The organism is Acidobacteriota bacterium, assembly GCA_040752675.1.
GTDB lineage: Bacteria > Acidobacteriota > Polarisedimenticolia > JBFMGF01 > JBFMGF01 > JBFMGF01.
Window position 1 is genome coordinate 1 of record JBFMGF010000018.1, and the last position, 12105, is coordinate 12105.

At 46.0% G+C, this 12105-nt stretch carries 12 protein-coding genes; 9 read left to right on the forward strand and 3 right to left on the reverse strand.

The window, feature by feature from the left end:
- Nucleotides 1–299 precede the first annotated feature (299 nt).
- The 4 genes from AB1756_02085 to AB1756_02100 all read left to right on the forward strand — a co-directional run bounded on the left by AB1756_02085 (nt 300) and on the right by AB1756_02100 (nt 3919).
- The gene (locus AB1756_02085; GenBank protein ID MEW5806130.1) at nt 300–902 is read left to right on the forward strand and encodes a c-type cytochrome; all 603 of its coding nucleotides are present in this window, start codon (nt 300–302) and stop codon (nt 900–902) included.
- A 210-nt stretch (nt 903–1112) separates the two neighbouring features.
- Entirely contained in the window at nt 1113–1679 is a 567-nt protein-coding gene (locus AB1756_02090; GenBank protein ID MEW5806131.1) for a sigma-70 family RNA polymerase sigma factor, read from the forward strand.
- A 2-nt stretch (nt 1680–1681) separates the two neighbouring features.
- Nucleotides 1682–2917 (forward strand): von Willebrand factor type A domain-containing protein, encoded by a 1236-nt coding sequence (locus tag AB1756_02095; protein ID MEW5806132.1) that lies wholly within the window; start codon nt 1682–1684, stop codon nt 2915–2917.
- Nucleotides 2918–2932: 15 nt separating this feature from the next.
- Nucleotides 2933–3919, forward strand: a complete 987-nt coding sequence (locus AB1756_02100; GenBank protein MEW5806133.1) for a PDZ domain-containing protein — start codon at nt 2933–2935, stop codon at nt 3917–3919.
- On the opposite strand, the gene AB1756_02105 is transcribed toward AB1756_02100, so the two are convergent.
- The 3 genes from AB1756_02105 to AB1756_02115 all read right to left on the reverse strand — a co-directional run bounded on the left by AB1756_02105 (nt 3905) and on the right by AB1756_02115 (nt 6242).
- Complete coding sequence (locus tag AB1756_02105) at nt 3905–4063, reverse strand: thioredoxin family protein (protein ID MEW5806134.1); 159 nt, start codon at nt 4061–4063, stop codon at nt 3905–3907. The genes AB1756_02100 and AB1756_02105 overlap by 15 nt on opposite strands.
- Nucleotides 4064–4117: 54 nt before the next feature.
- Nucleotides 4118–4549: a hypothetical protein gene (locus tag AB1756_02110; GenBank protein MEW5806135.1), complete on the reverse strand. Its 432-nt coding sequence runs from the start codon at nt 4547–4549 to the stop codon at nt 4118–4120.
- A gap of 631 nt (nt 4550–5180) precedes the next feature.
- Nucleotides 5181–6242, reverse strand: a complete 1062-nt coding sequence (locus tag AB1756_02115; protein MEW5806136.1) for a transposase — start codon at nt 6240–6242, stop codon at nt 5181–5183.
- Nucleotides 6243–6521: 279 nt separating this feature from the next.
- Between AB1756_02115 and AB1756_02120 the strand changes: the two genes are divergently transcribed.
- From AB1756_02120 to AB1756_02140, 5 genes are all read left to right on the forward strand, one after another.
- A complete protein-coding gene (locus AB1756_02120) occupies nt 6522–6734 on the forward strand; it encodes a helix-turn-helix domain-containing protein (GenBank protein ID MEW5806137.1) in 213 nt (70 codons plus the stop codon).
- 62 nt (nt 6735–6796) lie between these two features.
- Nucleotides 6797–10171 carry a helicase-related protein gene (locus AB1756_02125; protein ID MEW5806138.1) on the forward strand — a complete coding sequence of 1125 codons (3375 nt, stop codon included), beginning with the start codon at nt 6797–6799 and terminating at the stop codon, nt 10169–10171.
- Nucleotides 10168–11235, forward strand: coding sequence for a Fic family protein (locus AB1756_02130; GenBank protein ID MEW5806139.1), 1068 nt, complete (start codon nt 10168–10170; stop codon nt 11233–11235). The genes AB1756_02125 and AB1756_02130 overlap by 4 nt, the downstream gene beginning before the upstream one ends.
- Nucleotides 11236–11367: 132 nt before the next feature.
- Complete coding sequence (locus tag AB1756_02135; GenBank protein MEW5806140.1) at nt 11368–11670, forward strand: Fic family protein; 303 nt, start codon at nt 11368–11370, stop codon at nt 11668–11670.
- Nucleotides 11667–12105, forward strand: a 439-nt coding sequence (locus AB1756_02140; GenBank protein MEW5806141.1) for a hypothetical protein, incomplete at its 3' end; no start/stop codon positions are given. The genes AB1756_02135 and AB1756_02140, both read left to right, overlap by 4 nt.

A 12105-nucleotide genomic window follows, 5' to 3' on the forward strand; every position in this document is an offset into this window, starting at 1 on the left:
TACGCTGGAATATCTTAGCCCGATGGAGTTTGAAGAGAAGTATAACCAGGAAATCTTAAAACAGGCAGCATGAAAACTCTAACTCAAAAAGATCAAAAAAGTGTCTTGATTTTTAGGGTGCATTACACTATTTTGAAAACCCCTCTGCCCTATCTGCCGCTTTAAACCCAACCACTTTCTCCTCCTTTACTCATTTGATTATCCCCTGCATCATAAACGCTGCTTTACTTTTCTATTTCTATTCTTTCTACAAGGCTAAGAAAGGTAAGGAGGAGGAAAGAAATTTCCATGAATGGGCTATGGGATATACAGGAAAGATAGCCGCTTTTTTTATCCTGCTTCAGCCCATATCCGGACTCTTATTCCTGCTCAGGGTAAGGTCTGTGAATGAGAGTATCTTCAACAAGATTGTAACCGGGAATGTCTCAAGATTTTTCTGGCCGATGGTTATCCTTGGATCTTTAGCGGTGATTTTTAGTCTCGTGTTTCTTCTATCTAAAAAACGCATTAGTTCGGTTTTACTTATAGGTGGGCTGGCAGTATATATAGCTTTTCCCTTTGGGGGATTTACTCGAGAAAGGGCAAGAAAACCGTATCTTATTTATGGTTATATGTACCTTAATCAGAGACTGGTGCCAAGAGAAGATGCAGAAAATCTGGGTATAGCAGATAAGAATCTGAGAGTAGTAAATGGAGATAGCACACTTGAAGAATATGGCTGTCTTGCCTGCCACAACTTCCGTGGGAAGGGAGGCACATTCGGACCCAATCTTAATAATTTAAATTATAAAAAAGAAGACCTGGAAAAGATCATAAAATCTCCTCCCAAGGATATGCCACCTTTTGAAGGGGATGAAAAGGATTTGGAAAGAATAGTTGAGGTTCTTTTAAGAGCGCAATAAAATTTCTGCAACTATAGCATTCCTTGCAGGCTTTCCTTTAGGTTTTAAAAACAAAAATTTGATTCTTCATTAAAGTAAGAACTTTTTCAACCTGGTTTCTTTTTTCAACCTTCCGGTGTCTAATATTGGTGAGTATATCTCATGTTCTGGTGAGCAGATCTATGTTATTGGAGCACAGAAAAAGTTCATGAAGGGATACAGAAACCTCATATGACTCAAGGGCGAAAGCTGAATATGTCGGAAGAGCAGGAACTGCTGAACTCTTTCATGGATGGTGACAGGAAGGCTGCTGAGGATCTTGTCAACCGAACTTACAAATCTATCTATACATTTCTCTATCGCTTGTGCAGAGATGATGAAAACCTGGCTTTAGACCTGACGCAGGAGACATATCAGAAAGCCTGGAAAGCTCTCAGAGAATTCGACGGGAGGTCCAAATTTTCTACATGGCTCTACCGGATCGCCTACAACACATTTTTGAATTACGCGAGGCATCCTTTGAGGGTTGTTTCCATTGATGACAAGGCAAGATCTGCTCCTATCTGTCTTGATGAAGGACAAGAAGCTAGGATGATGGAGCATGAGATGAAAGAAAATCTGAGGCAGGCTGTTCTGAACCTGCCCGATGAGCTCCGTTTCGCCATTACGGCACGTTACTGGGGAGAGCTCTCAGTTCAAGATATTGCTCGGATGGAACAGGTCAGCGTGGTAGCTGTAAGAAGGCGCATGAGACGAGCATTGAAATCCATAGCTCGGTATTGTGAGGGAAGGAGGTAATTATGAGGAGGCTTACAAAGCGTGAGATCAAAGCATGGCTTCGGAAATGGTCTGTTCCGGAACCACCCGAAGGGCTTGTAGAAAAAATAAGAAAGGAGATACCTGAAGGGCTCTCTCCTGGTATTAAAAGGAAAGACTATCTGCCAATGAAAGCGCGAGGGATACGTTTAATATGGCAGGTAGCAACTTGCCTTGTTATTTTCATTCTGGGAACTGCTATCGGTGTTTTGATATCGCAAAAGTTCGTCACCGAACGGCTCTCAATTCGGCAAACACCAATCAACCAGTTGACATCCAAGGAACCGGTTATCCGGCAACCAGTCCCTGATCAGAACGGAGTTAGTCATTCAGAAGTTCAACAGCGGGGATTGCAGAAATCTGAATCGCCTGGAGAGGCATTACTGCAGCAAGCTCCGCAAACAGAAGGTTTTGTTCAAGCATCCGTGAAGCCCCGATCGTCTTTTGATCTCGATATTCAGCCCGCTGCCTTCGATCTGGTCAAAGATCACATTGAAAAGGGCAAACTTCCACCCTCTGATCTCATTCGCCCTGAAGAGATAATCAACCACTTTAACCGTGAAGATGTTCCAGTTGAGGAGAATGACTTCTACGTTCGCGCAGAAGGAGCATCGTCTCCCTTCACAAGTGATTCCTCTTATAAGATTCTCAAGATCAATATGAGAAACTATTTGAGGGCGGTTGCGAAGGATGCTTCTGTCGAGATTGAGTTCAATCCGAGCGTCGTCGATTACTACCGTATGGTTGGAGCAGAGGATCGGGAGAAGGGAAATGGAATGGATATTGTTCCCAGGAAAAGAGATATAAGAGCAAACGAAGCTTTGACTGCCATCTACGAAGTGAAGCTGAAGCCGGAACTGCTGCCGGAAGATCCTGTTGCGACTCTCAAGTTGGAATACAGCCCTGCCAGCACAGAAAAAGAAAAGGTGAAAAAGATTCATACCATCCATTTTCCTCTCTATGTTCTTCCTGAGAGAAAACCATCTCCGGATCTTGAATTTGCGGCTATGGTGGCGAAGTATGCGCAGATGCTCAAGGAGATTCAGAACGTGAGGGAAGAGGATTTCCAGTCTCTGCTGGATCGGGCAAAATCGCTTGTGAGAGATATTCCGCAGAAGAACGATCTTGAAGAGTTCATACAGCTTGTGAAGGCAACAGAAAAACTCAAAAAAGAAGCTCGAGATGAAAAGGCTGGGCTTGAATCAACAATTCAAAGATAGTGAAAGGGGAATCGTATGAAAATATCAAAGAGTGTCTTGGCAGGGATCACCGCAATCGCGAGCATTGTACTCATCGCATCATACGCATTGGCATGCGAGAGGAAGCATCAGGACCAAACTCTGGCTCAGGCATATGCTTTGAAATCCATGGTTGATGGAGGAAGCTTTTTAGGTGTTCATCTCGAAGAAGTGGATGCTGAAGCGGTAAAGAAGCTCGGGCTGAAGGAAGAATATGGGGCTTTGATAGAAAAAGTAGTCGAAGGTAGCGCTGCTGAAAAGGCAGGATTGAAAGATGGCGATGTCATCGTCAAGTGGAATGACATCAGGATAGAAAGTGCGATCCAGCTAAAAAGAATAATAAAAGAAACGCCTCCAGGTAGAAAGGCAAGCGTTGGACTGATACGGGAGGGAAAATCGCTAACCATCAATGTTACTCTGGAAGAACGAACGGCGCCTTCATTTGATCTCAAAGAGCCTCTCAGACTGTATAGAGAGAACCTTGGAAAGTTCAAGGAAAACCTGCGTGATTATATAGAAAGGTATGTCGATATTGATGAAGAGGGCAACGTTACGATCGGTGAGATTAACTTAGATGATCTGGATAATTGGATCGGGAAACGGGTTATTGTTTTTGGAGGAAGGGGGAGGATGGGAGTTACCCTCCAGAGCCTGACTCCACAACTCGAAGAATATTTTGGCTTGAAAGATCGTCATGGTGTACTCATCAGCTCTGTACTGGAAGATTCTCCCGCTCAGGAAGCAGGTCTCAAGGCGGGTGATGTGATCATATCCATGGATGGAAAGCAGGTTGAAGATCCTCATGATGTCATAGAGATCGTAAAAAAGAAGGACGAAGGCACCCTGAATGTAGAGGTAGTGCGGGATAAGCAGGAAAAGACTTTCAAAGTGATCCTCAAGAAGGAAGAGCATCCTGAAGAAAAAATGCCAGAGCGTGTCATGTCGCATTCGTGGCACCGCGGAGAAAGATTAAAAGTTTTCTAGCACTTTGTTGAGGAACTCGCTTTCCGGTAATGCTCCGACGATGACGTTGGTCTCGTTGACTACAGTCTGCGGCACGCCCCGGACTTCGTATCTTATGGCGAGCTGTGGAAATTCCGAGATCTCAACCATGTCCGCTCTGATCATATCGCTCTCCAGGGCGAAGGCATGAGCCAGCCGCACCGCGGCAGGGCAGTATGGTCAGGTTGGTGTAACGAAGATTTGCAAGTGGAGGGGAGTCTTGACCTCTTTGAGCCGATCCCGGGTAGCCGGCGATAGTCCGGAATTCTCCGTGGAAACGGCTATCATCCCATCGAGGAGAGTCGCGAACTCGTATCCGCTTGGAATTCCATAGAACCTGATGCCATGATCCTTGCTACCATCCCCCAGGATGGCTATAGCGGGGATCTTGTCGATCTGAAAACTCCTGGCCTTCTCCTTATCGATCTGGAAATTGTGGACATCAAGGGTGATCTTGCTGGAAAGAGAGGCAAGATCCTCGAGGAGCCAGTGGGTTTCCTTGCAAAACTGGCATTCCAGCTCCTGCGTGAAGAAGGCAAGCCTTATCGGTTTATCAAGCTCCCTTAACCGTTCTTCAATGGCCCCCTTATCCTTGTCATTTATTATCTTCATCTTGACCTCCCTGGCATATCATGATGAAAGCCATGCAGTGACATACCATGCTGCGAGTCGTGAAGAGAATAATAGTAGCTTTTCAATAATATTCCCAATCATCCTTTAATGCAATTCACGGTTTTTCAATCGGGATCTTCGTCTTCTAAAAAATGCACCTTAATCACTGCTGTCCAGATAATTTAACTTTAAAAATAAAACTTCGATAAACAAAGACTTTTTGGACATCTCTAAAAACAAAAGTCAAGATATATCACTCCTCTTTTAAGACGGGACATCTTAACTTTTGAGGGCATCCGTTGACCGTTAGATCTTTCTCCATACTCTTCTTTATTCCCATATGGGAGCCTTAAAACAAAGTCTTCTCATTACAACTTTTTAAAAGGTCCTTCATGAAGGTGGCGGAACCAGACATCTCTTTGAGATTTCAAGGACATTCCTATCATCTATGTAATGATCGGGCTTTGGGTTACCGGGAGGTCTAATCAAGAGGTCGAGTCTTGAAGACTAGTCCAAAATCGAGACTTCTCCCGGCAGCCACTCTTCTTTGTTTTTCCACAGCTCCTTGAGGGGAGCAGGAATCCATATAAAGTATGTTTCAAAAGATACCAAACAGCCATTGGACACTAAATTAATCTATGATCTTATAGAACTTATCTTGATATGATTCCCCCTTCATCCAAACTGCCCTGATCACAGACAAGAGACTTCTACAAACATGCCTCCGGGCGACCTTTTCGGAAAGCCCTCGAGAACGCAACTCTACATATTGTTGCTTGAAACGATTCGAACTCTTGCAAATATGAACAGCCTTACGGAAATGTTGAAACACAACCCATTTTAAAACCCGATTCCCCGTTTTGCTTTTCTCGTCTTTGTACACTACTTGATCGGAAACATGATAGGTCGTCCCTAGATTCGCATATCTCCAAAGCTTATTCTTCTTTGAAAAACGGTGAGGTGTAATGATCATAGCGATGTAGCCGCTCGCAATCACTGACCCGACACCAGGGATCTCTCTCAAGAGATCATAGACGGGGAATTTCTTGGCCCTTTTTATGAGAGAGGATTTTGTTTCCTCCTTCATCTCTTCTAAAGAATCGATGAGAGAGAAAAGTTGATTGGCTTGAAACAATAAATGAGGATAGCTCTTCAACTTTTCCTTCCAGACACTCCACTGTTGTTTATCGTAAATTCCTGTCCCGGAAGCCTTGATCCCGACCTGCCTGTACAGCGCTTTGAGCTTGTTCTTAAAACGGTTAATCTGATGATTCACATGATGATAATGAATAAAAAGACTTCTCAGCTCTGCTCCTCCATCATCAGGATGGTAAATCTCTTTGATGTAGCCTCCCATAAGTAGCTGCGCAAGCTTGATGGCACTTTGACGATCATCGGTAAAATCTGCACGAGCAATCCATCTGTTTTCTTTCGGATCGCTGATGATCAATTTATCTACATAGGGTTCTAAAGTGCTTTTGACCCATTGGGCAAGGTGACTTTCTTCAACCACAAGCTTTCTGGGACCTTTCACCTTGCTTACAACATCGATTAGATTCTCGGCTGAAGTTGCTCTTGAAAGACAACTACATATCTTGCCTTGTGTGTTTAATACAGCCATAGTAAAATTTGCACTGTGAATGTCTAATCCTATAATGTTTATATCGGGCCTTTCTATATTTTGCAAATACATACAATAAAGGAGAATTTCCCTTTTGCCCCTTCTTTTTTAGGAGCATTTAGTTACCCACTAATTCGGAGAAGAACCTTATTTTATTCGGATAAATCAAGATAAATCGGGAATCATCAGGATAAACAGGTTGACAACCATAACTAATCTTATGTATTCTATGGGCGTTTGTTAGAGTTGTCATCCGATAGAATTCGATGGAGGTACGCAAATACTCATGCTGAGCAGCCGAAAAAAGCAACTTTGATAAAAGGGGAAGACTATATGAAGCAGAATCTTGGAATGGAGGACAGATGGCTATCGGTTAGTGAGATTGCAGCTTATCTTGGCATTAAACAGGATACGATTTACAAGTGGATCCCTGAAAAGCGGATGCCTGCGCATCGAATAGGACGTTTATGGAAATTCCGTAAAGATGAGATAGATAGCTGGGTGAAATCTATCAGCTCAGCCACTAGCTTCCATAAAGGCAATAGGAAAAATAAGAAGAGATGACAGCATCAAGTTACAAAATTTGCGAAGGATGTATCTTATCCGGCTCGCTTTTCAATGAACCGATGCGAGTGGAGAGCGTACGTGCAAACGATGATGGGACGTTCATCGTTGGTCTTGTTGGTATGCAATCCGAGAGTTTTCGTAAAGTCTCATTAACTTCTCAGGATATCGAAAAACTGATGATCTTGAAAGCCGGTTTCACCTATGATGGTGACGGAAAACTGCTACGTTTGGGGCTTCAGGCATATTCACTCGGCATTGCCTGGGAATTCGATCCGTATTTCGGTCTATCGATTTCCCGAGTCGATCCACTGCCACACCAGCTTGAGGCAATCTATGATTATCTCTTGAAGCTTGCACGTGTCCGCTTCCTGCTCGCGGATGATGCTGGTGCAGGAAAGACAATAATGGCAGGGCTTCTGATCCGAGAACTCCAAATGCGCGGACTTGTAGAGCGGATCCTTGTGGTGTGTCCTGCCAACCTTGCTTTTCAATGGCAGCGGGAGTTGAAGGAAAAGTTCGATGAGAAATTCATTGTACTGAAAGGCGGCGAGATCCGTGACCAATTCGGTGTCAATCAATGGCTGGAGCAAAAGAAGATCATCACATCGCTTGATCTTGCCAAGCGCGATGAAATATTGCCGGGGTTGAGGCAAGTGCGCTGGGATCTTGTCATCGTTGATGAAGCTCATAGGATGTCATGGACACCACCGGCTCGAAAGACCGCACGCTATGCTCTTGGCGAATTACTCCGGGATACCTCAGATCATATTCTGATGCTGACCGCAACTCCCCATAAGGGTGATCCTGACAATTTCACTCTTTTCCTTCAGTTGTTGGATGCGGATGCGTATGCTGACGTCAGGTCGATCAGGGAAGCCATGGACCGTCGCAGAGCCCCATTCTATCTGCGCCGCACGAAAGAGGCGATGGTATATTTTCCGGAACGAAGGCAAGATGGGACTTGGGCAGCAGAGAAGATATTCACAAAGCGCATCCCGCATACTGTGGATTTCCAGATTGATGGTCCGGAGTTCGAGCTGTATAGAGAAATCACACGTTTCGTGAAACGCCAGAGTGCAAAAGCTGCTGCTCAGGGAGAAGATCCCCGAGCCCGAGCAATTGGCTTCTTGATGTCCCTCTATCAACGCAGGCTTGCTTCAAGCACATATGCCATGCAACGTAGTTTGGAGAAACGTGCTCGAAGGCTGGAGGAAGGAATAAAGAAAGCCCAGGAGATTGCCCGGCTGGCTCCTCCTGACCTTCCTGATCCTGAAGAACTTGATGAGATGGAAGAAAGCGAACGTGAACGTCTCGAAGAGATACTTGAAGCCATAACACTCACCGGCAATGTCGAACAGATTCGAGAAGAGATCTCAGAACTCCATCAGCTTGCTGAACAAGCGCAGATTGTCGAAAGCGCGTATGCAGAAGCAAAGCTCGCCAAGCTAAAGGATCTACTCCAAAAGGAAGGATTCTTCGACCACCCTGATAAGCGCCTTCTCATCTTCACGGAGTTCAAAGATACACTTGACTATCTTGTCGATAGACTCAAATCATGGGGATTCAGGGTCGGTTGCATCCATGGCAGCATGAAGCCCGGCTCAAGAGATGAATTCGGCACGAGACTTTACTCAGAACAGCAGTTCCGCGAAGGTGAAATCCAGATTCTCGTGGCTACTGAGGCGGCGGGAGAAGGAATAAACCTTCAGGTTTGTCATATCCTTTTTAATTATGATATCCCCTGGAATCCGAATCGCCTTGAGCAGCGTATGGGGCGTATTCATCGTTATGGTCAGAGGAAAGATTGTCTCATCTTCAACTTTGTGGCCACGAACACGATAGAAGGAAGGATTCTCCAGCGGCTCCTGGAGAAGCTGCAGGAAATCAGGGATGCACTTGACGATGATGCTGTCTTTAATGTCATCGGCGAAGTTCTTCCATCAGCACATATAGAGAGGATTCTGCGAGATTATTATTCAGGAAAGCTTGGCGACGCGGATCTTGAAGAAAGGCTTCTTGAGAATGTTGATGAAGAGCGCTTCCGGGCTATCTGCCGGAATGCACTCGAAGGACTGGCATCCAAGAAGCTCAATCTGGAAATGCTGATCGAACGTCGCGCGCGTGCGCAAGAACATCGAGTCGTTCCGGAAACGATTGCTCGATTCATTCGTGAGGCAGCAGAATATATTCCATTCAAGCTCAAGATCATTGAGGATACACCTCATACTTTTGAACCTTCTCGTACACCTTCAATGCTTCAGTTGTATGAACGAGAAAAGGACTGGAATCTTCCTGCGTTAGCCCTCAAATATCCGCGCTGCTCGACCGATCGTAAAACTGCTGAGGAGCATAATCTCGAGTGGGTGACACCGGGTCATCCTCTTTTTGAAGCTATTCGAAGGCATACATGTTCTAAATCTGCAGAATCTTTCAGCAGAGGAGCATGCTTTTATTCTCTTCAACACAATCAACCAGCCCGAATTGATTTCTTCCGAGCAAGGATTGTAGATGGCATGGGCTATGTCGTTCATGAACGCCTCTTTGCAGTAGAGTCAAGTAATGGTAATGATCCACGGTTAATCGAAGCCAACATGCTTGGAAACTTTTCGCCGGTTGACCCACCTGAAATGCTTCCTGATATTGCTTTTAAGCCTGAACCATCAGCCTGGCTTTATAAATATGCTCTTAAGCCTTTCCTTGATGAGACGCGAAAGGATCGGTTGTCTGAAATCGAGCGGATCTCTGAACATGTGAAACTATCCCTCACGGAATTGCTTCAGCGTGCAGATGAAGAGATAGGAAAAGCAAATGAAGATAAGGAGAAAGGCATTGCGGGGGCAGACGGTCGTCTGGTTCAGGCAGAGAACAGACATGCAGAAATCCTGGCACGACGGGAGCGAAGAAGAGAAGAACTGGAGCGTCAGCGATCGCTCACGCTTCAAGCAGTTGAAAGGATCGCAAGCGTTCTTGTCCTTCCGCATCCGGAAAGGGAATCTCCGGATGTACAGCGAATGCAGCCTGATTGCGCGACCGAAGCTACAGCAATGCAAGTAGTGATTGAATTCGAGAAGAATCAGGGCCGCCAGGTTTACGATATTCACGAAAAGAATCTCGGCTATGATGTCACAAGTCTCAACATTAACACCGGCGAGCTTCGGCTCATAGAAGTCAAAGGGCTGGCCGGCGCCGCAGGAACGATCTTGCTGACACCCAATGAGCGGCGAGTAGCGGAGGACAGACGCGATTGCTACTGGCTCTACATAGTGACGAGCTGCTCAACGAAACCTACGCTGCAGGAACCAATCAAAGATCCTGCACGCCTCACCTGGCGTGAGGTGACCAAAGTGGCGCATTACTGGCTTGAAGTAAATGCCATGACCAAGCCGATGAAGGTCAGGGAGGACAAAACTCCATACGGAGAAAAAGAATCATGATGACACTGCGGTTATTTTCCCGGAACTTCGAATCGGTTTCCGCTTCTACCTCATGGTATCTTGCTGACATTGGAGAAGCACGAGGAAAGCAGGAAATGTTCACTCGCCAGGCGCCACAGCGACTCAAGGCGCTGCGGGAACACGCCCTCATTGAAAGCGCCGTTTCTTCAAACCGTATCGAGGGTGTGGAAGTCGATCAATCGCGAATCGCCACAATTGTCTTCGGCAAGCCGCTTCTGAAGGATAGGAATGAAGAGGAAGTCAGGGGATATCAGCAAGCCTTGAAATGGATTCACGAGCAAGGTGCGGCCATTCCACTGACAGAAGAAACAGTCCTGAAACTGCACCGGCTGACTCGTGGCGACATCTGGGATGCAGGAAAATATAAAGAGAAAGACGGCAACATTATCGAGAAGCTTCCCGATGGCAGAACACGGGTGCGCTTTAAAATGATTTCCTCGAAAGATACGCCGACCTGCATGAAAGAGTTAGTGAACCTGTATGACGATGCCCTCAAGGAGCGCAAAGTTCCACCCATTATCCTGTTGGCCGCCTTTAACCTTGATTTTCTCTGTATTCACCCATTTCGTGACGGCAATGGCCGTGTATCACGGCTTCTGATGCTCCTGCAGTGCTATCATCTGGGGCTCGAGGTCGGCAGGTATATCAGCCTGGAGCGTCTCATCGAACAGAACAAAGAACGTTACTACGAAACACTGGAGCAGAGCTCCCAGGATTGGCACGAGGGCAATCATAATCCCTGGCCTTACATTAATTACCTTCTCTCCATCATCAAGACGGCGTATAAAGAATTCGAAGAACGCCTCAGCAAGATTCAGAGCCCGAAAGGAGAGAAAACAGATATGGTACTCCATGCCATCGAAACAGCTGCAGAATCTTTCAGCGTAGCTGAACTTCAGAACAGATGTCCAAATGTCAGCGTTGATATGATTCGTCGTGTTTTAAAGAACCTGCGGGCGCAAGGTCGTGTCGAATGCCTTGGTCGCGGCCAAAACGCCCAATGGCGAAAGACAGAAAAATGGCAATTGGGTAATACCCAATGAATTGGGTAATGAATTGGGTAATCTGGATGACGAGCAGAAACCTGGCAAAGAAACCATAGGCCCAAAGTACATTGGAGGTGTTCATCTACTATGAGCGTTGCGATTCCTACAGCCAAAATGCAGATTGGCGCAATGAGCAGGGCTGATCAAATCTCCGCGCAAGTCACCGGACAAGTCAGCGGACAAGTGACCGGACAAGTCGCCGAACAAGTCCTTCGATTTTGCCAGACGCCGCGAAAAGCAAGCGAAATCCAGGAATTGCTGGGCCTCCGACATCGGGAGACCTTTACAAACAATTATCTGAGGCCGCTACTCGAAAAAGGTTGGCTGGAGCGGACCATTCCTGACAAGCCGAGAAGCCGCTTGCAGAAATACAGATTAACACAGGATGGAGAAGTAGCACTGAAAGAGCTCGGCAGGGAGGATGTGAAATGATATATGCTCTTTGCGCACTGGTAGGTCTTATGATTGGTGGCTTTGTGGCCTGGATATTCGCTGCCACGCGGATAACGAAATCATTGACAGTAAAAATTGAAGAATCTGAACGGCGAGCGAACATCGCTGAGGGGCGAGCTTCCGGCTTGGAAGGCACCATTACTGAACTGCGAGCGCAAAATCAAAAAGCCTCAGAGGATTTCACAAAGATCAGGGAACTGTTGGGAAACGAGAATAGTGCGAGAGTGAAAGCAGAGACCCAATTGGCAGAGACCGTCCAACGGCTTGAAGAGGAAAAGAAGCTTCTTGAGGAAGCAAAGATCAAGCTTACCGATACTTTCAAAGCCCTTGCTGGAGATACCCTCAACAGTAGTACGACGGCGTTTCTGAAGCTGGCTAAAGAAACGTTCGACAAAGTGCTCTCAGATGCCAAGG